Raw genomic sequence first — 19,967 nt, 5'->3', positions numbered from 1 at the left:
CATGCGTGACCTTTATGAGCGCAACCGCTACGCCGACTATGTGGTGGCCTTCCAGAACTGGCTGGCGCCCGCCGGGGCTTCCTTTGACCATCTGCACAAGCAGCTGGTGGCCATTGATGACCTCAGCATGTCGGCCGCGCATGAAAACGACATCCTGCGTGCACACCCCAACATGTACAACGACTGGGCCGTAGGCTACGCGGCGCAGCACAACCTGGTGATTGCAGAAAACGATTATGCGGTACTCTTTGCCGGTTTTGGCCATCGCTATCCCACACTGGAGATCTTCTCCAAGTCCGAGCACTGCGAGCCGTGGAAGCAAACGCCTGGGGAAATCCGCGGAATGTCTGACCTTATCCACGCGGCCCATGCGGCAGTTGGCCCCGATGTGGCCTGTAATGAGGAATGGCACCACAAGGCGCCATCGGTCGACCTCGCGCAGCCGTGGCGAGTGATGATCAAACTGCGCGTGTCCACGCTGGCCGGCTTTGAGGGCGGGACCAAGATTTATATCAACACCATCTCGCCGTGGGGATTGCGCGACCGCATCGTTGATTCGCTGTACCGCCTGCGCGAGCGAGGCAAGCTTGCCTCCGGGATTGCGATTGCCACCGAATGCAGCCTAGAGCGCAATAGCCTGCGCTATAACAGCTAATTTGCCGGTGTTCGGTCCTAGGAGTCAAGCACGAGCACCAATTCTGGGGCGCGCTCGCTGCCGCGGATTTCCGTCTCCCACTCGGGGAAGCTTGCGGCGGCTGCGGAAAACTCCTCGAAGGTGGTTGGAAGCACCGGCTGGCTGAGCACGTGGCGGGCGAGTAGGCCCTTGTAGTGCTTGTTGAAGTGAGAGATGACCTTGCGCGAGCCATCAGGCTGAACCGATTCCACGCGAACCGTGGCCGCCGTCTTGAGCTTGCCCAGCTGCTGGTAGGTGCCAGAGCGCATATCGACCACCAGCTCATGGGCCGCGACTTCCTCCAAGGCCTCAGTGATCGCCTTACCCCACCAAGACTTCATAGTGTTTCCACTCAGCTTCGTTCCGCCGGAGAGACGATAATGCGGAATCAGATCATCGGCGCGGACGATGCCGAACAAGGCGGAGCCGATGGCTAGGTGGGAACGAGCGGCGTCGGAAAGCGTGGCGGCATCCAGCGCGTCATAAAGCACACCCGTATACCGTTCGATGGCCGGCAGGGTAGGAGAGCTATAAATTACCTGGTTGGCCTCGGCCTCCCCGCGGAGCTTTTCCGAGAGCTTTAGCTGAATCATCGCCTCATCCACCTCGAGAGAGGCAAGCGCCTGCGCGATCTCCTGGCGCGCCGGGTTCAGCGAGGGGAAGGACAATGCTCCGAAGTCGAGCGGGGCACCGGTGCCGCCGGGGGCTTTCGTCTCAGAAGGAGGGAGGAGAATGAGCATAGCTAAATACTAGCGGGGTAGAGTGCTAGGCATGATTACTCGCCTTTCGAATCTCTTCCTTCGCACCTTGCGCGAAGATCCGGCAGATGCCGAAGTAACCAGCCACAAGCTCCTCGTTCGTGCAGGCTACGTCCGCCGCGCCGCGCCGGGCGTTTACACCTGGCTGCCACTCGGCCTGCGCACCCTGTCCAAGATTGAAGACATCGTGCGCGAGGAGATGAACGCAATCGGCGGCCAGGAGATGCTCTTCCCGGCCCTTTTGCCGCGTGAGCCGTATGAGCAGACCCAGCGCTGGACCGAGTACGGCGATAACCTCTTCCGCCTGAAGGACCGCAAGGGCGCAGACATGCTGCTCGGCCCGACGCACGAGGAGATGTTCGCCTCGGCGGTAAAAGACATGTACTCCTCTTATAAGGACTTCCCGGTTACCCTGTACCAAATCCAGACCAAGTACCGCGATGAGGAGCGTCCGCGTGCGGGCATCCTCCGCGGCCGCGAGTTTGTGATGAAGGATTCCTACTCCTTCGACATGAGCGACGAGGGCCTGGACGAGTCCTACCAGCGCCACCGCAAGGCTTACCAGAACATCTTCAACCGTCTGAAGATTGATTACGCCATCTGCAAGGCAACCTCTGGTGCCATGGGAGGTTCCGCGTCCGAGGAATTTCTGGCTGTCTCTCCGGCAGGTGAGGACACCTTCGTACGCGCCACGGAGGGCGAGTACGCGGCTAACGTTGAGGCCGTGGTTACTCCTGTGCCGGAAGAAAAAGCAATTGAAGGCCAGGCAGAGGCGAAGGTTTACCAGACGCCTGATGCAGCGACCATTGACTCTTTGGTGCAGTGGGCTAACTCTGAAGGCATCGAGGTTGAAGGCCGTGCGGTGGAAGCCGCTGACACCCTGAAGTGCATGGTTCTCAAGGTGGCACAGCCTGCGGCAAGCGAGGAAGAAAAGGAATGGCAGCTAGCTGCTGTTCTGATTCCGGGCGACCGCGAGCTAGACGAAAAGCGCCTTGAGGCCTCCCTTGAGCCTGCCGAGTATGAGCTGGCCGGTGACGAGGACTTCAAGAAGAACCCATTCCTGGTTCGCGGCTACGTGGGCCCGCGTTCTCTCAATGCTAATGAGGTCAAGGTCTACGCTGACCCGCGCGTGGTAACGGGCTCTTCCTGGATTACTGGTGCTGATGAGGCTAACCACCACGTGGTGGGCTGTATTGCTGGCCGCGACTTCGAGGTTGACGAGTTCATCGAGGCCGCCGAGGTCAAGGAAGGCGATCCGGCACCGAACGGCATGGGTACCCTGACCCTGGAGCGCGGCATCGAGTTGGGCCACATCTTCCAGCTGGGACGCAAGTACACCGAGGCATTCGATGTTCAGATCCTGGATGAGAACGGCAAGCGTGCGGTTCCGACCATGGGCTCCTACGGCATCGGTATCTCCCGCATGATGGCTGTCTTGGCCGAGCAGATGGCTGACGAGAAGGGCCTGCGTTGGCCGGTTGAAGTTGCTCCTTTCCAGGTGCACGTGGCTGTGGCGAACAAGGACGCCGCTGCGCTTGAGGCAGGGCAGAAGCTGGTCGAGGACCTGGATGCTGCTGGCATCGAGGTTCTCTTTGATGACCGTCCGAAGGTTTCCCCGGGCGTGAAGTTCAAGGACGCTGAGCTGCTGGGTATGCCGTTCATCGCCATCCTTGGCCGCTCGTTTGCCGATGGCATCATCGAGCTGCGCATCCGTGGTGGCGAGACGCTTGAGGTGCCGGCTGAGCAGATCGTGGACAAGCTCTTGGAGCTCGTGCGCGGTTGAGGCGTGCCGTTAGGGTGCGCTGTTGGCGCGTGCTGTTAAGGGCACGCTGTTAAGACGCAGGTACCGCTGTATGTAAATAGGGCTTCCAATCTTGTGATTTGGGGGCCTTATTTGCATATATAGGTACCTGGCAGCTGGGTCTAACCGGCTGCGCGGGTTCGCGGGGCGTTTCCGCGTGGGGTGGTGCGGTTTGTGGGGGGCGGTGCGAGGGGTTGAGGCGAGCCGTTAGAAGGTGAGTACCGCTCTGTGTAAATAGGGCAGCTGTTTGCCGTGTATCAGGCGGCCTATTTGCACACAGAAGTACGTTGATGGGGGATGCAAAGCGGTGGGTTGCTGTGGATACGCGAAGGCCCTGCCCCTTTCGGTTCGAGGGGCAGGGCCTTATGGCACGTATGAGTGTGGCTTTAGTAGCCGCCTACCGGGCCACCACAGTTTGGCCAAGCACCGGCGCCCTGGGTAGTCAGGACCTGCTCGGCAACAGCAATCTGCTGCTCTTTTGTTGCCTGGTCAGCGGTTGGGGCGTGCTGCTGGCCGCCGAAGCTGCTCCAGGTCTGTGCATTGAACTGCAGGCCACCGTAGTAGCCGTTGCCCGTGTTGATCTGCCAGTTACCACCGGACTCGCATGCTGCAACCTGTTCCCATGCGGAGGCCGGGGCAGCGTTTGCGGCAGGTTGCGCCAGTGCGGCAACGCCCATTGCAGCGGCAGCGGACAGGGTTGCAAACTTCTTCTTTGAACGCATTGAGAAAGTTCTCCTTCTCTTTGTGTCATTAAAGGAACACCCACGCGGTATCTCCGGTGTGTCCATGGCCAACCAACGTAAAAGCGGTGGGAGGGCCCTCGCAATGAAATGCGTCGTAAAGTTTGCTGCTCATTGTCTGGCCGCTACTCAGTAAGCCTTAAGCGGCTGTGGGCTCGGTGGAGAAAACTCGGCGATGTAGAGTCAGGGCATGGCTATTGATTGGAAGCGTGCCCGTGCCCTTACGTTTGGCTCTGTGATGCTAAGCATGGGCACGCTGCACTTTGTGAAGAAGGAAGAATTTGAATCCATCGTGCCGCCGCGTCTGCCAGGCGGTGCGCGGTTCTATAACTATGCCTCAGGTATCTGGGAGCTGGCCACCGGTGCAGCAGTAATTAATGAGCGCACACGTTCCGCCGGCGGCTGGTCCGCAGTAGCACTGTTGCTCGCGGTATGGCCCGCCAATATGTATCACGCCCGCAAGGATTGGAATCAATCCTCCACGGGAGTAGGTAAGAAGCTCTATCACGTGCTGCGTCAGCCAGCACAGTTGCTGATTATTCGCGAGGCGTTGCAGCTTGTGCGCTAGCGCTGTTCGTAGCAGCCCGCTTTAGGTGTGCGGGCCACCAGAACTTCTCGCCGAGGATCTGGACCAAGGCCGGTACCAAGACGGTGATGCCGAGCTGCGCCAGGACTACCAGCGGCAGCACGCCCAATGTGGCGAAGACTGCCGCGAGCAGGATGCCAGCGGAGGTAATCACGCCGCCCGTCGCGGACAACGCACTAAGGATGCCGCGGCGGGTATCGGCTCGGGCATCCTCGCGGCCGCGGATTCTTCGTCAGCTAGCTGGGAGTCGGGGCCGCCTACCAGTACAGAGCCCTCGCTGCGGGTGCCGGCGTGCTCACCGAAGTACTCGCGCAGCTGGGTGACCTTGTCGGCGCTTTCGGTAGAGGTCCCGGCCGTTACCTGGACTGGCACGATGGCTGAGTTGCCGTCCTTGCTAGGGATGAGCGAGCCATCTAAAGTGGCGTATTTTCTGGTGAGACACCCTGGCCATTGTAAAAGCCCAGCCTTAAGGCGGGGCCCGAAAACTTGTTTAGGGATTCACGCTTTTCTATAAACCGCGGGATTGGGCAGCAACGGCGATGAGCCAGTTGCGCCAGGCCACGCGTTCCTCGCCCTCGGCAGTGGGGGCGGCGGCTTGTGACGCGGCAGAAGACCACTCGAGGGAGTCATTCCACCCCAGGTGGTCGACGAAAGCTTGGGCGGAAGCAGCGTCGCTAGGCAGCGGCATTTCCTCAGGCGTTGGCTCGTAAGCGGGAGCCGGTTGGGGGACTTCGCCAAGCGGAGCGAGTGACTTTTGCAGCGCTGCGATGCGTTTTTCGTGCATCTCGAGGCGGTCATCGATGTTTTCTTCCATCGACGGCGCGGCGTAGGAGCGGGCGAAGTCCAGGCCGTAGACCTGCTCGTATTCCCATTCCAGAAGCTCTCGGGCGCGGGCGGCTTCGCTGGGTTCAAGCTCCGGGGACTCCGGCAGCTGGGAAGGCTCCCACGCGTCCAAGATGATGGCCTGGTTGGTCACCAGCGCGCGGGACTCCGCGCTGACCTCGCTCAGGGCGTCGCGGGTATGCACCGCGGCTTGGTCCATGACTTCGATGACATCAATATTTTCTGCGGCCGGCTCTTGGTCGGCGGCCTGCGGGTCGCGCTGGACCTCGCAGGAGCGCGGGGCAGCGCCTTTCTCGTTGCGGCCGCAAAGCCGCTCGACCTCGGCATAAAGGGCGTCGGCCTGCTCGGAGCGCAACTGCGAAGCGTGGGGATCGACCGCAGCGAGCTGCTGCGCGTCCGCGTCGGCGCTGCGGCCTAAGCCCACGAGTGCCTCATCGGGACGGGGGCCAAAGTAGTCGACGATGGAGTCGACGGCTTGGCATCCGCTCAGCGCGGGCGCGAGTGCGCCAAGGGCGGTAAGCGTTGCGATGGGGGCTAGGGCACGGCGGTTCACGCAAAAGACCTTACACGTAACAGTTAGGCTAGAGCGCATGGCTTTTCCAGATGCAGAACAATTAACTGAACTACTCCAACCATTGCTGGAGCCCCGCGGACTCGACGTGGAGGACGTAAAGACCACCAAGGCGGGAAAGAAATCCCAGGTCATCATCCGCATCGATGGTGATACGCGCCCGAGCTCCGATGTCCTGGAAGAAGTCTCCAATCAGATCTCCCAATTCTTCGATGCCAAGGAAGAATCAGGCGAGTTGAACTTTGGCGCAGGCTACACCCTGGAGGTCTCTACCCCGGGCGTCGATCTGCCATTTACCGCCCCGCGCCACTGTCGCCGCAACCGTGGCCGCCTCGTCGCATTTGAAACCACTCCGGGCCAGACCGAAGTGGCTCGTATTGGTGCGCTTTCCGCGGATGAGGCTGCGGTAGCGCTTATCACTACGGTGAAGAAGGACGTCCAATTCCGCATCGAGCGATTGGAAAATATCCACCGCGCGGTGGTAGAAATTGAATTTGCTAAACCTTCTGCGGACGAGCAGGAGGCAGCGCAGCAGACGTTTGAATACGCCGAGCAGAACTCGGCAACCCGAGAGGATGAAAAGTGAATATTGATCTAGAGGCACTCCGTACGATCCAGAACGAGCGCGGCGTCCACGTCAAGGACCTGCTCGAAGCGATCGCGAGTGCCTTGTTGTATTCGTACCTGGATTATCGCAAGCAGTCGGCAGAAACCAAGGCGGAGGGCACCAAGTCCCGCGTAGACATCGACGCCGACACCGGTGCAGTTTCCGTCATCGTTACGGAGACCGACCTGGAAACTGGCGAGACTTTGAGCGAATACGACGATACGCCAGAAAACTTTGGTCGCTTCGGTGCGCAGGCAGTGCGCGAGGCCATCATCCGCAAGCTGCGCGAGGCAGAAGCCGAGCAAACCTATGAGTCCTATTCGGAACTGACTGGGCGCGTCGTATCCGGCGTCGTCCAGCGCGATGTGCGCGCCAACGAGCGCGGCGTCGTTGTGGTCCAGCTCGGTACTGAACTGGATTCCCAGGACGCTATCTTGCTGCCCGCTGAGCAGCTGCCGGGTGAGAAACTCGAGCACGGTGACCGTATCAAGGCATATGTTGTGGGAGTTACCCGCAACGGCGCGCAGGTGCAGATCACCCTTTCGCGCACCCACCCGGAGCTGGTGCGCGGCCTGTTCGAGCTGGAAGTCCCTGAGGTGGGCGACGGCACCGTCGAGCTCGTGGCCATCGCGCGTGAGGCCGGACACCGCTCCAAGGTGGCAGTGGTGGGCCACGCTAAGGGCCTTAACGCCAAGGGCGCCTGCATTGGTCCACGTGGCCAGCGCGTCAACAACATCATGCGTGAGCTCGGCGGCGAGAAGATCGACATCATCGACTACAGCGAGGACCCAAGCGTCTACGTGGGCAACTCCCTGGCACCGTCCAAGGTTGTCCGCGTTGAGGTCATTGACCACGAAGCACAGGTTGCGCGCGTGACCGTTCCGGATTACCAGCTGTCTTTGGCAATTGGTAAGGAAGGCCAGAACGCTCGCCTGGCGGCGCGTCTTACCGGGTGGAAGATCGACATCCACTCCGATGCAAAATCCAACTAGTAGTCGGGCTGCACTGGGATAAAGGTACTAATTAAGGTTCTGCCAGGTTTTCGCGTAAGCTAGATAACGGCCCACATGCAGAAAAAGCTGTGGCGTTTTTCAGGTAAGCACGAAAACGTAAGGGAGTTGGATGTCACTGAGACAACCACAGTCAGACCCTCACGTACGTATTCGTACCTGTATTGCTACGCGCCGCCGCTTTCCCGATACGCAGCTATTGCGTGTTGTCGTTGACCGCGATGACCCAAGCGGCCGGCGTGTCGTGGCGGATCCGCGGCGCCGCCTTCCCGGAAGGGGAGCCTGGATTAGCCCGGAACTTTCTGCATTAGAGCTGGCGGAGCGCACCCGAGCATTTCGGCGCGCGCTTCGGTTATCCACTGACGTGGATACAGGTCACGTACGTGAGTACCTGGAGAAGCTGGCGAAAGCCGGCGAATCATAGGTGCATTCGTGAAGGCACCGCGTCTTCACGAGCCAGAGTTAAAGGAAGACCGAACACTGATGAGCGCACGACGATGAAGCATCAGCGATGAAAGTCCATAGCCATTAACTAGGGGTCAGGCCACTTCCAGGCCTTGGCTCCTAGTAACGATCACAAGGAGACAAGTGCCCGGAAAGCTACGTGTTCACGAGCTCACAAAGCAGCTCGGAGTAACCAGCAAGGAACTACTCGCCACGCTCAAGGAGCAGGGCGAATTCGTCAAGACTGCTTCTTCTACCATTGAACCTCCAGTGGTAAAGAAGATGCGCGCCCACTACGAGGCGCAGTCCGGCGGCGAGAAGCCGGCCGGTGAGAAGTCGGCAGAGAAAAAGCCTGCCGCAAACAAGGCTGCCAAGGATGCCAAGCCAGCTAAGGCTGAAGGCGCTGCCAAGGCAGAAAAGCCTGCAGCTAACGCGCCAAAGCCAGGCGCCCCGAAGCCGGGAGCTGCCAAGTCAGGTGCAAAGCCTGCCGCAAAGGATTCCGCTTCCGCACAGGCAGAACAGAAGTCCGCTGCCAAGCCAGGCGCCCCGAAGCCAGGCGCCCCGAAGCCAGGTGCTGCTAAGCCGGGCCCGACGGGTGGCCAGAAGCCACAGGCAAACGGCGCGGACAAGTCCGGTTCCAAGTCTGCCCCGAAGCCGGGCGCAGAGCGTCCAAACCCAGGCAACGCTACGCCTCGCCCAATGCCGAAGCCGGGCGGCACCCGCCGCGTGGCCAACAACCCGTTCTCCACGGGTGGTGGCGAGGGCGGCCGTCCAGGACCACGTCCGGGCGGCTCCAAGGGCCAGCGTCCTGGCGGCAAGCCAGGCGATAACCGCGGCGGCAAGGGCGGCGGACGCTCCGGCCAGGGCGAGGGCAACCAGCGTCAGGGGCAGGGCGGCGGTCGTCGTCCATCGCCGGCCATGATGCCTTCGCATCCAAACCCGGCAGCCATGCCGTCTAAGTCCTCCAACGGTGGCGGCGGTGGCCGCGGCCGCGGTGGACGTGGCCAGGGTGGACCCGGCGGCCCAGGTGGCTTCCGTGGTGGCGGACGCGGCGGACGTCGCGGCGGCACCGCAGGTGCATTCGGCCGTCCAGGTGGCGCACCGCGTCGCGGCAAGAAGTCGAAGCGTCAGAAGCGCCATGAGTTTGAAGAGCAGCAGAAGCATGAGGTAGGCGGCGTACGCCTGCCTGACGGCAAGGGCAAGACCATTCGTCTGCGCCGCGGTGCTTCCTTGGCTGACTTCGCAGAGAAGATTGGTGCAGATCCAGCAGCATTGGTGCAGGCACTGTTCAACTTGGGCGAGATGGTTACCGCAACCGCCTCCGTTTCCGAGGAAACACTGCAGCTGCTCGGCGCTGAGATTCACTACGACGTCCAGGTCGTCTCCCCAGAGGACGAGGACCGTGAGCTGCTCGAGTCCTTCGACCTGAAGTTCGGTGAGGACGAGGGTGGCGAAGAGGCGCTGGAGAATCGTCCTCCAGTTGTTACCGTCATGGGTCACGTCGACCACGGTAAGACCCGCCTTTTGGACTCCATCCGTAAGACCAACGAGCGCGAGGGCGAGGCCGGCGGCATCACCCAGGGCATCGGTGCATACCAGACCACCGTTGAACTGGAAGATGGCGAGCGCACCATTACCTTCCTGGATACCCCGGGTCACGAGGCGTTTACCGCTATGCGTGCACGTGGTGCGAAGTCCACTGACTTGGCAATCCTGGTTGTCGCAGCCGATGACGGCGTCATGCCGCAGACCGTTGAGGCAATCAACCACGCCAAGGCTGCGGACATCCCAGTCGTGGTTGCAGTCAACAAGATCGATAAGCCAGAGGCTTCCCCGGATAAGATCCGTGGCCAGCTCACCGAGTACGGCCTGGTGCCGGAGGAGTACGGCGGCGACACCATGTTCGTCGACATCTCTGCAAAGCAGGATCTGCACATCGATAGCCTGCTTGAGGCAGTCATCCTGACTGCTGATGCAGCGCTTGAGCTGACTGCTAACCCAGAGATGGACGCACAGGGCGTTGCCATCGAGTCTCACCTCGACCGTGGCCGCGGCCCGGTTGCCACCGTCATCGTCCAGCGCGGTACCCTCCGTGTTGGTGACTCCATCGTCGTCGGCGATGCGCACGGCCGTGTCCGCCGCATGCTCGACGAGTTTGGTAACGACGTCGAAGAGGCTGGTCCGTCCCGTCCGGTTCAGGTCCAGGGCCTCAACGGTGTTCCAGGTGCCGGCGACAACCTGCTCGTGGTGGAAGATGACCGCGTGGCACGCCAGATTGCTGCACAGCGTGATGCTCGTAAGCGTTCCGCTCTGCAGGCAAAGGCTCGCAAGCGCGTTTCTCTCGAGGATCTGGATGCAGTTCTCAAGGAGACCTCGACCCTCAACCTCATCCTCAAGGGCGACAACGCCGGTTCGGTGGAAGCCCTGGAAGATGCGTTGTTGGACATCGAGATCGACGACGAGGTACAGCTCAACATCATCGACCGTGGCGTTGGTGCTGTAACCCAGACCAACGTCTCCCTGGCAGCGGCTTCCGACGCAATCATCATCGCCTTCAACGTTCGCGCTGAGGGTAAGGCAACTGAGGAAGCTAACGCCGAGGGCGTGGATATCCGCTACTACACGATTATCTACCGCGCCATCGAAGAGGTCGAGGCTGCTCTCAAGGGTATGCTTAAGCCAATCTACGAGGAGCGCGACACCGGTGCTGCGGAAATCCGCGCGCTGTTCAAGTCCTCCGCTGTCGGCACCATCGCGGGCTGCATGGTTACCGAGGGCAAGGTCAAGCGCAACGGCAAGGTCCGTCTCGTTCGCGATGGCAACGTCATTACTTCCGACGCCAAGATCGAGTCCCTGCGCCACGAAAAGGACGACGCAAACGAGATCAACGCCGGCTACGAGTGCGGTATGGTCCTGTCTTACCCGGACATCCAGGTGGGCGACCAGATCCAGGCCTACGAAGAGGTCGAGGTTCCGCGTACCTAGTCCGCAAGCGGCATAAATAGAATCGCCAGGTGTTTCCCCGATGGGGGAAGCCCTGGCGATTTTATTTGCAGCTTCTGCTGCAGGACATGTATGCGGAGTAATGTAAGATGAACACGATTTTATAGATCTTGGTAGAGATCGCTAGTTCGACGGAGAAGGAGTTGCACCATGGTTGACCACGCTCGTGCTGCACGAATGGCCAAGCGTATTCAGGAAATCGTGGCGAGTGCTATCGAACGCGAGATCAAGGATCGTCGCCTCGAGATGGTGACCATCACCGATACTCGCGTCACGGGTGATCTCCATGATGCCACCGTTTACTACACCGTGCGCGGCAAGGACATCGACTCCGAGCCGGACTTCGACAAGGCAGCAGAGGCACTCAACCGCGCGAAGGGACAACTGCGCAAGATTGTGGGCGATCAGCTCTCCGTGCGCTTTACCCCGACGCTCGCCTTCGAGGTCGATACCGTTCCGGAGGCTTCCGCCCACATGGAGGATTTGCTGGAGCGCGCCCGCGCCCGCGATGCGGAGCTTGCCAAGTTGAAGGCCAACGCGAAGCCAGCTGGAGACGCGAACCCATACAAGGATTCCGATCGGGAAGAGGCCTAGGGTGCGCCGCGCTGATTATCAAGGCGCCGCCGACGCCTTGGTAGAAGCGAGCAGCATCTGCATCATTACGCACCTGCGCCCCGATGCGGATGCTATCGGCTCTGCCGCCGCGTTGAACTTGGCGTTGCGCCAGCGGGGCAAGCAGACCCGCACCGTCATCGGCCAGGAACGCCCGTTTTCGAACAATCTCTTCACCATCCCTGCCGCCGACGAGATTGAGCTCGTCAACACCCTGCCAAAAGGCTATGATCTTTATGTCACGGTGGACTGCGGTTCCATCGACCGCACCGGCGCTCTCATGGGGGAGTTGGAGAAGATGGCAGGCACCGGCCGGGTTCTGTGCATCGACCACCACGCATCGAACCGCGGTTTCGGTTCCATCAACCTGATTGATCCGGAGTGCGAGTCCACCACTGTGGTGCTTCTCGACGTCCTCGATATGCTCTCCGTGCAGATCGATCGTGGGATTGCGCATTGCCTTTATGCCGGTCTGGTTACCGACACCGGCAGCTTCCGCTGGGGTCGGCCAGTCATGCACGACATCGCTGCCCGCCTGATGTTCTATGGGCTCGATACCAAACAGATCGCAGTGGATCTGATGGACTCCAATACTGCCGACGACGTGCAGATGGTCGGCCGCGTGCTGTCTGGTCTGCGCATCATCGAGGCCGGCGAGCACCGCCTCGGCACGCTTATTGTGCCCGTTGAGGAAGTACAGTCGCACTCCGATTCCGCCGTGGAATCCATGGTGGACTTCGTTCGCGCGCTCAAAGGTACCGACATGGGCGTGGTGTTCAAAGAGCAACGTGCGGGAGTCTGGGCGGTGTCGCTGCGTTCTTCCACCGTTAACTGCGCGCAGGTGGCGCTCATGTTCGACGGCGGCGGGCACATCCCGGCGGCCGGTTATACGGCCCTGGGCAAGCCAGAAGAAATCATTGCTCATCTCGTCGACGCACTTGCCGCTTACGACGAAGAAAATGCTGTAGGGGAGTAACCGTCATGCGGTGCGAACAGGACAATGCTTCGGCAGAAGCAGAAGATACTTCGAAGCCAGGTAAGGCAGTCACCCGCGTGAGCGCTGGTGAGGTATTTCGCCTCGCATTTCCGGCGCTCGGCGTGCTCGCTGCCATGCCGCTCTACCTATTGTTGGATACGGCAGTGGTGGGCCGCTTGGGCGCGCATCAGCTGGCCGCACTCGGTGCAGCGGCGACCATCCACACGGTTGTCACCACCCAGCTGACTTTTCTTTCCTATGGCACAACCGCGCGCGCCTCGCGGCTTTTCGGCGCCGGTAAAAAGGACGAGGCCGTAGCCGAAGGCGTACAGGCCACCTACGTGGCCATCGGCGTGGGCATGACTCTGGCGGTCATCATGTGGTTGGGCGCAGGGCACTTTGCGCGTTGGCTAACCGGCAATCCAGAAACTGCCCAGTACACCGCGCTGTGGCTGCGCATCGCCGCCTTCGCTATCCCGCTCAATCTCACCGTGATGGCAGGCAACGGTTGGATGCGCGGCGTTCAAAACACTGTAAAACCGCTGCTTTTTACCCTAGCTGGCCTCATTCCTGGCGCTATCGCTGTGCCAGTATTCGTCCACCAGTGGGGCCTTGCCGGCTCCGCCCTGGCCACCGTGCTGGGCATGGCTATCATGGCCGCGCTATTTCTGCGCGAGCTCCGCCGTGAGCACGTGGGCTCCTGGCGGCTGCAGTGGGGCGTCGTCAAGCGCCAGCTCGTGTTGGGCCGCGATCTCATCGTGCGCTCTGCCAGCTTCCAGGTGGCCTTCCTTTCGGCCGCCGCCGTGGCTTCCCGCTTCGGAACGGCCCAGCTCGCCGCGCACCAGATCATGATTCAGCTGTGGAATTTCCTAACCCTCGTGCTGGATTCTCTGGCCATCGCCGCCCAGGCGCTGACCGGCGCGGCGCTCGGCGCGGGCTCGGCCAAGCACGCGCGCAGCGTCGGCACCAAGGTCACTTTCTACTCCACGGCCTTTGCGCTCGGGCTCGGCGCAGTCCTAGCCCTGGGCATCGGCATCATTCCTGCGCTTTTCACCACCGATGCAGTGGTGCGCGAGGTCATCCGGCTGCCGTGGCTCATCATGATTGCCATGGTGGTTCTGGGAGGCGTGGTCTTTGCACTCGACGGCGTCCTGCTCGGCGCCAGCGATGCCGCCTTCCTGCGTACGCTGACCATTGTTTCGGTGCTCTGCGGATTCCTACCCGGCGTGTGGACGGCCTACGCCTTGGGCGCGGGCCTGCCCGGCGTGTGGTGCGGCCTTGCGCTGTTTGTTTTCATCCGTTTCCTTGGCGTGGTCTATCGCTTCCGCTCGATGCGCTGGGCCGTGGTCTAACCTGAAAGGGAAGAAGAAAGGAGCACGCCATGGCCACCTTATGGGCGGTGTCAGATCTTCACGCGGCAGTGCGTGCTAATTCCAGCCGCATCGATGAGCTTTACCCGGAAGATCCTGCCGATTGGCTCATCGTGGCCGGTGACGTGGCCGAGCGCACCGAACTCGTACTGCGCATCCTCACTAAGCTTTCGCGGCGCTATGCCAAGGTGATCTGGGTGCCGGGAAACCACGAGCTCTTCTCGCGTTCCCAAGATAGGTGCCAGGGCCGCGCCAAGTATGACGAGCTGGTGGAGGGCTGCCGCGAAATCGGCGTGGTGACTCCGGAAGACCCATATCCCGTCTTCGGCGGGGTGACCATCGTGCCGCTGTTTACCCTTTATGATTACAGCTTCCGCCCACCCGGCACCACCGTCGAGGGTGCCCTAGAACGCGCCCGTGAACGCCAGATTGTCATGACCGATGACTTCGCCATCGCTCCCTTCGTCGATGTTCGCGCCTGGTGCTGGGATCGCCTTGCCTATTCCATCAAGCGCCTTTCCCGGGGAAGGGGGCCTACGGTGTTGGTCAATCACTGGCCGCTGGTTCAAGAACCCACTCTGCGCATGGCGTGGCCGGAAATCGCCCTGTGGTGCGGCACTCGCCATACCCACTCGTGGGCGCGGCGCTATAACGCGCAGGCGGTCATCTACGGTCACCTGCATCTGCCCGGCCGCACCAACGTCGATGGGGTAGACCACATCGAGGTCTCACTGGGCTATCCCCGCGAGTGGGAGGCGCACGGACATCTCCAGCAGTGGCCCTATCCGGTCCTACACAGTGATGAGCCTGCGTCCTCGGCGCTTGAGGAGGTGCGCTAATGCTGGAACCACACCTGTTCCCAGATACCGCCCGCTACTGCTACGTGCGCACCGACGCTGCGCTTACGGATTTGGTGAATTACACGCAGCTGGATCCGGAGGAGCAATCCTTGGTCTCCCAGGCAGTTGACGTGCGCAAGGCGGAATTCGGAGACGCCCGTTGGTGCGCGCATCGCGCTTTGCAGGAGCTGGGCTGTGCAAGTCAGGAGCCCATCATGCGCGGCGAGCGGGGCATGCCGCTGTGGCCGCACGGCTATACCGGTTCCATGACGCATACAGAGGGCCTGCGTGCGGCGGTAGCGGCTCCGAGTAAACATGTGCGCTCTATGGGCCTCGACGCCGAACCCGCCGAGCCATTGCCCGATCACGTGCTGACCATGATTGCGCGCGCAGGGGAGATGGCGCAGTTAACGCAGCTTGCCGACGCCGGGATTGCTTGTCCCGATCGCCTCTTGTTCTGCGCCAAGGAAGCCACGTACAAAGCGTGGTTTCCCATGACACATCGCTGGCTGGACTTCGACCAGGCAGAGATCGACCTGCGCCTCGATGGCACCTTGATCTCCTATATCTTGGCCCGGCCGACCCCCGTGCCGCTGATTGGCGGCCGCTGGATTATCCGCGATGGCTTCGTCATCGTCTCCACGGTGGTGCCCGCGGTGGGCTTTTAGTGGTGGGCCCTCAATAGCCCACCACGGGCTTAAAGCGTCGACGGCCGCGCCACGAAGACCGTGGCCAGGCGCTTTCCTTTTTCCTTGATGAGCGCAATCGAGCGACCATCAGGATCTACTGCCGCATAGGTGCCCTTTAGCCCGCGCGGCTCGAGCCATTTGCCCATGGCGAGCGCCTTTGCCTCGTCTTCGGTGACCTGAAGGACAGGGTAGGAGCGGGCGAGCGCCTCGTCGAGGCTAAGCGATAAGGCCGGAGCCTCTGCAAGCTCGTCGAGAGTGCGGGCGTCGCCAAGCTTAAAAGGCCCTACCTCCGTGCGGCGCAGGGCGGTGAGGTGACCGCCCACGCCGAGCGCCTCACCTAAGTCGCGGGCGAGGGAGCGAATATAGGTGCCAGACGAGCAATCAACGGTGACGTCGAGGTCCAGGTACTCACCTTCGATACGGTGGGCGAGGATGTCGAAGCGGCTGACCGTAACCGGGCGGGCGGGGATTTCTACCTCTTCGCCCTCGCGCACGCGCTCGTGGGCGCGCTTGCCGTCGATCTTGATAGCTGAGACTGCGGCGGGGCGCTGCATGATGTCACCGGTGAGAGCTGTGACCTCTTTATTGACCTGCTCCATATCGAGTTCGCTTGCAGGCTCGCCCCAGGTGCGCTCGCCCTCGGCGTCGTCAGTATGCGTCGCCATGCCAAGGCGAATAGTGGTGTCGTAGGACTTGGTTGACGCGACCATGTGCGCGAGGAACTTGGTGCCGCGTTCCAAACCGACCACCAAAACGCCGGTGGCCATCGGGTCGAGGGTGCCTGCGTGGCCCACCTTGCGGGTGTGAAATATGCGGCGGAGGCGGCCCACCACATCGTGTGAGGTCATGCCTTGCGGCTTGTCCACTACCACCAGGCCAGAATTTGCGAGCGCATCAGTCATGCCCTGCAGTCTATTCCACGCCTCGCCGTGCATTAGCATGGTGGCCGTGGATATTTGGTACGGAATCGACAGCATCCCCGGTGACTTTGGCCCGACTGCGGTGACCATCGGTGTCTTTGACGGCGTACACCGCGGCCATCAGCAGCTGATCAATAATGCGGTGAGCTTCGCGCGCGCAAAGGAATTGCGCACGGTGATGGTGACTTTTGATCCGCACCCCGTCGCGGTCTTCCTCCCGGAGCGCGCGCCGCTGTCCGTGGTGACGTTTGAGCGCCGCCTGCAGCTGGCGGAAGAGATGGGCATCGATGCGGTGCTCGTCATCGACTTCACCAAGGAGCTCGTGGGCACGACTCCGCAGCACTACGTCGAAGACCTGATTGTGGGAAAGCTGCACGCGCGTCATGTGGTCGTGGGGGAGAATTTCACGTTCGGTGCGGGCGCGAGCGGCACGGCGGACGCGATGGTGGAGTTCGGCAAAACCTATGGCTTTAGCGTCGACGTGGTGCCGCTGCTTGACGACGCCGGGGTGCGAATCTGCTCCACAAACATCCGCGCTAACCTGGCGGCGGGCGAGATTGCCAAGGCTAACTGGGCGCTTGGCCGCCACTTCTCAGTGACTGGCCCGGTGGTGCGCGGTGCCGGGCGCGGCGGCAAGGAGCTCGGTTTTCCCACCGCCAATCAGTACTTCCCGGACAGCGTGGCTATTCCGGCCGATGGCGTCTATGCGGGTTGGTTCATCCTGGAGCCGGCTGAGGCACCCGTCGAGGGCAACATGGACCATGGCGTGGCTTATGCGGCAGCGATCTCCGTGGGCACGAACCCGACCTTCGGCGACGAAGAACGTTCCATCGAGTCCTTCGTGCTGGATCGCGACGCCGATCTCTATGGGCACGTGGCCACCGTGAAGTTCGTGGATCATCTGCGCGACATGGTGAAGTTCAACTCGGTAGAAGAGTTGCTGGACGCGATGGCAGCAGATGTGGCCAAGGCACGTGAGGTCCTCGCCGAGGATGCTAAGGCCCGCGGTTGGGAGAAGGACGAGTACTTCCTGCAGGAGGGCTAAATGAAGGTCATTTTGGATCTCGATACCGGGATCGACGATGCCCTGGCGCTGGCCTATGCGCTGGCGCACCCAGGCCTCGAGCTCATCGGCGTGACGGTGACTTATGGCAACGTGCCTGTGGAACTGGGCGTGCGCAATACCTTGGTGCTGCTGGAGCTGCTCGGCGCGGGCGACGTCCCGGTCTTTGCCGGTGAGCAGCCGGCGGGATTCCAGGTCAAGCCAATTTCCGCATTCATCCATGGCCGCAATGGCATTGGCGACGTTCTGCTTCCGCCGCCGCGCGGGCAGGTACAGCAAAAATCCGCGGTGGAGTTTCTGTGCCGGTCGGCGCGTGAACATGGCGAAGACCTGGTGATTATCCCGACTGGGCCGTCCACCACGATTGCGGCGGCGCTGAAAGCTGAGCCGGCACTCGCGGACACTCGCATCGTCATGATGGGCGGCGCCCTGACCGTGCCGGGCAACGTCACCACCTGGTCTGAGGCCAACGTGGCGCAGGACCCCGCCGCCACGGACTTCCTCTTCCGCACTGCACGCGATGTCACGATGGTGGGCTTGGATGTTACGCTGCAAACGCTTCTGACCACTGCGGAGACACGGCAGTGGCGTTGGCTCGGTACGCGGGCCGGACGCGTTTATGCGGACATGCTCGACTATTACATCCGCGCCTACGCCGCCATCGAACCGGACCTGGGCGGTTGTGGCCTGCATGATCCGCTCGCGGTGGCCGTGGCGGCAGACCCTAGCCTGGTCACCTGCTTCGATACCAACCTGGCCTGCGAAACTACTGGCACGACCCCTGGCCGCACCATCGGCGATGTTGCCAGGATGCAAGAACTACACAAGGCTGCCCACGTGGCAGTAGATGTGGATGCCCCGCGTTTTGTGGCCGAGCTGATGGACAAGCTCGATTCGCTTCTGCAACAGCATTAACGTGCAGAAAGTGGCGTGCCTTCCTGCGGATTGTGCCAAGAAGCCGCAGTTTGGGTTTGGGGCAGAAAAGCTGTTAGAGTTATCCCTTGGCTTTGTGACTGCGGTCCGCAGCAGTTAAAGGCGCTAAGAATTTCATGCGGACTGAAATACAATAGGAGAAATCCAACATGGCTTTGAGCACTGAGAAGAAGGCAGAGATCCTCAAGGAGTACGGCCTGCACGAGACCGACACCGGCTCCCCAGAGGCACAGATCGCTCTGCTGACCTCCCGTATCAACACCCTGACCGAGCACCTGAAGTTCCACAAGCACGATCACCACTCCCGTCGTGGTCTGCTGCTGATGGTCGGTCGTCGCCGCGGCCTGCTGAAGTACCTCGCAGCTAACGACATCGATCGTTACCGTGACCTCATCTCCCGCCTGGGCCTGCGCCGCTAAGCCTTTTCGGTTGCTTTCAAACCCCGTCTTCGGACGGGGTTTGTTGCGTTTTTGAGGCCGTCTCGATCACGCAGCAGGTATCGCGGCCCCAGAGACGGTAGCTTGGCACCATGGAACCTTATATCGGCATTGTCGTTTTTGAACTTGAATCGGTAGAGCCCAGTGAGCCGTCGTATTTCCGGGAAGATTTTGTCCTCGTCCGTGCCACAGACGACGATGAGGCGCGCGCGAAGGTCGAGGCGCTGGCGCGTAGCCAAGAATCGGCAGAGCATCCCACAATCGTGATGCGCCACATCGTGGATGTCGCGCCCGCACTCGACGGCACGGTCGAGGGAGACGTGGACCTCTATGCGCGCCACTTTGCGTCGCTTGAGGACTATGCGCGCTTCGAAATGATGCTGGGAGGGCGCGACCCGTTCGCCTAGTCCCGAGCGTGGGCTACACGAGGAGCACTGCCGTGAGGACGTTGATGGTAGCGTGCACGGTGGCGCCGGGCCATAGAGAAGCGCTTTTCTCGCGCAGCCAACCCATGGCGAAGCCGGTGGCAATCTGCAAAACAAAGAGCGGGATGAGGCTGACATCCAGCATGGCCAGCGGTAGGTGGATGAGGCCGAAGAGGAGGCCCTGCACTGTAATTCCCGCGCTGGCATTCCAGCGCTGGGTGATAATTCCTTGTAGGAAACCGCGGAAGAAGATTTCTTCGCCCACCGCGCGCAGCGCCATCGCGAGGAATCCCATTGCCGTTGTTGCAGTCGTGGTCTGCGCGACAACCTCCGGCGGCGCAGGCAACAACGCGAGGTAGCTCAGCACCAGCAACACGAGCAGCATCACTGCTGCCCACGCCCACCCGCGCGCCCATGGACGTCCCAGTCCGCAGACGGCGACTGCCGGCTGGCGGCGCAGGAGAAGGTAGATGAGTGTGGGAAGCGACCACAGCAACAACATGACCATGGTTTAAGTCTAAGGCTGTACCGCGAGTCGGGGAGCGTGATGTTCGACATAATCCCAGGAAAGCTGCTAAAATCGCTACTCGTTGTAGAAACCTAACCATTTTTAACCGGCGGCACCGATGATCGCCGGGCTGTCAGATGCGAGTTTTTGGTACCGGTG

At 61.3% G+C, this 19,967-nt stretch carries 22 protein-coding genes and 1 pseudogene; 16 read left to right on the top strand and 7 right to left on the bottom strand.

From position 1 onward, the window contains the following. The coding region (locus HMPREF2724_RS03840) for a DUF4921 family protein (protein WP_141748334.1) at positions 1-655 on the top strand (655 nt) is incomplete at its 5' end. 17 nt (positions 656-672) lie between these two features. Here HMPREF2724_RS03840 and yaaA read toward each other — a convergent pair. Next, complete coding sequence (gene yaaA / locus HMPREF2724_RS03835) at positions 673-1,413, bottom strand: peroxide stress protein YaaA (RefSeq protein ID WP_070433238.1); 741 nt, start codon at positions 1,411-1,413, stop codon at positions 673-675. 31 nt (positions 1,414-1,444) lie between these two features. Here yaaA and HMPREF2724_RS03830 point away from each other — a divergent pair, with 31 nt between their 5' ends. Then, a complete protein-coding gene (locus tag HMPREF2724_RS03830; RefSeq protein WP_070587386.1) occupies positions 1,445-3,214 on the top strand; it encodes a proline--tRNA ligase in 1,770 nt (589 codons plus the stop codon). A 404-nt stretch (positions 3,215-3,618) separates the two neighbouring features. Here HMPREF2724_RS03830 and HMPREF2724_RS03825 read toward each other — a convergent pair whose 3' ends face one another. Continuing rightward, positions 3,619-3,954, bottom strand: a complete 336-nt coding sequence (locus tag HMPREF2724_RS03825; protein WP_070456422.1) for a transglycosylase family protein — start codon at positions 3,952-3,954, stop codon at positions 3,619-3,621. A gap of 208 nt (positions 3,955-4,162) precedes the next feature. Here HMPREF2724_RS03825 and HMPREF2724_RS03820 point away from each other — a divergent pair, with 208 nt between their 5' ends. Further along, entirely contained in the window at positions 4,163-4,540 is a 378-nt protein-coding gene (locus HMPREF2724_RS03820; protein WP_070456424.1) for a DoxX family protein, read from the top strand. On the opposite strand, the pseudogene HMPREF2724_RS03815 reads toward HMPREF2724_RS03820, so the two are convergent. The 3 genes and pseudogenes from HMPREF2724_RS03815 to HMPREF2724_RS03805 form a co-directional block, all read right to left on the bottom strand. Further along, positions 4,509-4,781: pseudogene (locus HMPREF2724_RS03815) on the bottom strand (MMPL family transporter); the annotation flags it as partial. The gene HMPREF2724_RS03820 and the pseudogene HMPREF2724_RS03815 sit on opposite strands and share 32 nt — an antisense overlap. After that, complete coding sequence (locus tag HMPREF2724_RS03810) at positions 4,709-4,930, bottom strand: hypothetical protein (protein WP_070587265.1); 222 nt, start codon at positions 4,928-4,930, stop codon at positions 4,709-4,711. The pseudogene HMPREF2724_RS03815 and the gene HMPREF2724_RS03810, both read right to left, overlap by 73 nt. Before the next feature lie 136 nt (positions 4,931-5,066). After that, positions 5,067-5,954, bottom strand: a complete 888-nt coding sequence (locus tag HMPREF2724_RS03805) for a hypothetical protein (protein WP_070497220.1) — start codon at positions 5,952-5,954, stop codon at positions 5,067-5,069. A gap of 37 nt (positions 5,955-5,991) precedes the next feature. Between HMPREF2724_RS03805 and rimP the strand changes: the two genes are divergently transcribed. The 9 genes from rimP to HMPREF2724_RS03765 all read left to right on the top strand — a co-directional run bounded on the left by rimP (position 5,992) and on the right by HMPREF2724_RS03765 (position 15,501). Then, complete coding sequence (rimP, locus tag HMPREF2724_RS03800) at positions 5,992-6,558, top strand: ribosome maturation factor RimP (protein WP_070587263.1); 567 nt, start codon at positions 5,992-5,994, stop codon at positions 6,556-6,558. Continuing rightward, positions 6,555-7,571 carry a transcription termination factor NusA gene (gene nusA / locus HMPREF2724_RS03795; protein WP_061923138.1) on the top strand — a complete coding sequence of 339 codons (1,017 nt, stop codon included), beginning with the start codon at positions 6,555-6,557 and terminating at the stop codon, positions 7,569-7,571. Before rimP ends, nusA begins: the two co-directional genes overlap by 4 nt. Positions 7,572-7,701: 130 nt before the next feature. Continuing rightward, complete coding sequence (locus HMPREF2724_RS12320) at positions 7,702-8,013, top strand: YlxR family protein (RefSeq protein WP_082778614.1); 312 nt, start codon at positions 7,702-7,704, stop codon at positions 8,011-8,013. A 164-nt stretch (positions 8,014-8,177) separates the two neighbouring features. Further along, on the top strand, positions 8,178-11,018 hold the full coding sequence (gene infB / locus HMPREF2724_RS03790) for a translation initiation factor IF-2 (RefSeq protein ID WP_070587260.1): 2,841 nt from the start codon (positions 8,178-8,180) through the stop codon (positions 11,016-11,018). 168 nt (positions 11,019-11,186) lie between these two features. Then, complete coding sequence (gene rbfA / locus HMPREF2724_RS03785) at positions 11,187-11,630, top strand: 30S ribosome-binding factor RbfA (protein ID WP_061923135.1); 444 nt, start codon at positions 11,187-11,189, stop codon at positions 11,628-11,630. A gap of 1 nt (position 11,631) precedes the next feature. Beyond that, the gene (locus HMPREF2724_RS03780) at positions 11,632-12,624 is read left to right on the top strand and encodes a DHH family phosphoesterase (RefSeq protein ID WP_070587258.1); all 993 of its coding nucleotides are present in this window, start codon (positions 11,632-11,634) and stop codon (positions 12,622-12,624) included. A gap of 5 nt (positions 12,625-12,629) precedes the next feature. After that, entirely contained in the window at positions 12,630-13,976 is a 1,347-nt protein-coding gene (locus HMPREF2724_RS03775) for an MATE family efflux transporter (protein ID WP_179294358.1), read from the top strand. Between the two features lie 29 nt (positions 13,977-14,005). Next, positions 14,006-14,833 (top strand): metallophosphoesterase family protein, encoded by an 828-nt coding sequence (locus HMPREF2724_RS03770; protein ID WP_070587254.1) that lies wholly within the window; start codon positions 14,006-14,008, stop codon positions 14,831-14,833. Next, on the top strand, positions 14,833-15,501 hold the full coding sequence (locus HMPREF2724_RS03765) for a 4'-phosphopantetheinyl transferase family protein (protein ID WP_070587252.1): 669 nt from the start codon (positions 14,833-14,835) through the stop codon (positions 15,499-15,501). The genes HMPREF2724_RS03770 and HMPREF2724_RS03765 overlap by 1 nt, the downstream gene beginning before the upstream one ends. A 29-nt stretch (positions 15,502-15,530) precedes the next feature. Here the strand turns inward: HMPREF2724_RS03765 and truB are convergent, their stop codons facing one another. Continuing rightward, on the bottom strand, positions 15,531-16,424 hold the full coding sequence (truB, locus tag HMPREF2724_RS03760; protein WP_061923122.1) for a tRNA pseudouridine(55) synthase TruB: 894 nt from the start codon (positions 16,422-16,424) through the stop codon (positions 15,531-15,533). Between the two features lie 37 nt (positions 16,425-16,461). On the opposite strand from truB, the gene HMPREF2724_RS03755 reads away from it, so the two are divergent. The 4 genes from HMPREF2724_RS03755 to HMPREF2724_RS03740 all read left to right on the top strand — a co-directional run bounded on the left by HMPREF2724_RS03755 (position 16,462) and on the right by HMPREF2724_RS03740 (position 19,282). After that, on the top strand, positions 16,462-17,487 hold the full coding sequence (locus HMPREF2724_RS03755; protein WP_070587250.1) for a bifunctional riboflavin kinase/FAD synthetase: 1,026 nt from the start codon (positions 16,462-16,464) through the stop codon (positions 17,485-17,487). Further along, positions 17,488-18,420, top strand: coding sequence for a nucleoside hydrolase (locus tag HMPREF2724_RS03750; protein WP_070587248.1), 933 nt, complete (start codon positions 17,488-17,490; stop codon positions 18,418-18,420). It begins immediately after the preceding gene. 167 nt (positions 18,421-18,587) lie between these two features. Continuing rightward, entirely contained in the window at positions 18,588-18,857 is a 270-nt protein-coding gene (gene rpsO / locus HMPREF2724_RS03745) for a 30S ribosomal protein S15 (RefSeq protein ID WP_005528980.1), read from the top strand. A gap of 110 nt (positions 18,858-18,967) precedes the next feature. Continuing rightward, on the top strand, positions 18,968-19,282 hold the full coding sequence (locus HMPREF2724_RS03740) for a DUF4288 domain-containing protein (RefSeq protein ID WP_046645302.1): 315 nt from the start codon (positions 18,968-18,970) through the stop codon (positions 19,280-19,282). 13 nt (positions 19,283-19,295) lie between these two features. Here the strand turns inward: HMPREF2724_RS03740 and HMPREF2724_RS03735 are convergent, their stop codons facing one another. Further along, entirely contained in the window at positions 19,296-19,808 is a 513-nt protein-coding gene (locus HMPREF2724_RS03735) for a CPBP family intramembrane glutamic endopeptidase (RefSeq protein WP_070587245.1), read from the bottom strand. Between the last annotated feature and the right edge of the window lie 159 nt (positions 19,809-19,967).

The organism is Corynebacterium sp. HMSC071F07, from assembly GCF_001810285.1.
GTDB classification, from domain to species: Bacteria; Actinomycetota; Actinomycetes; order Mycobacteriales; family Mycobacteriaceae; genus Corynebacterium; species Corynebacterium simulans.
The sequence above is the reverse complement of the archived record's forward strand: the minus strand, read 5'-3'. Positions and strand labels throughout refer to the sequence as shown.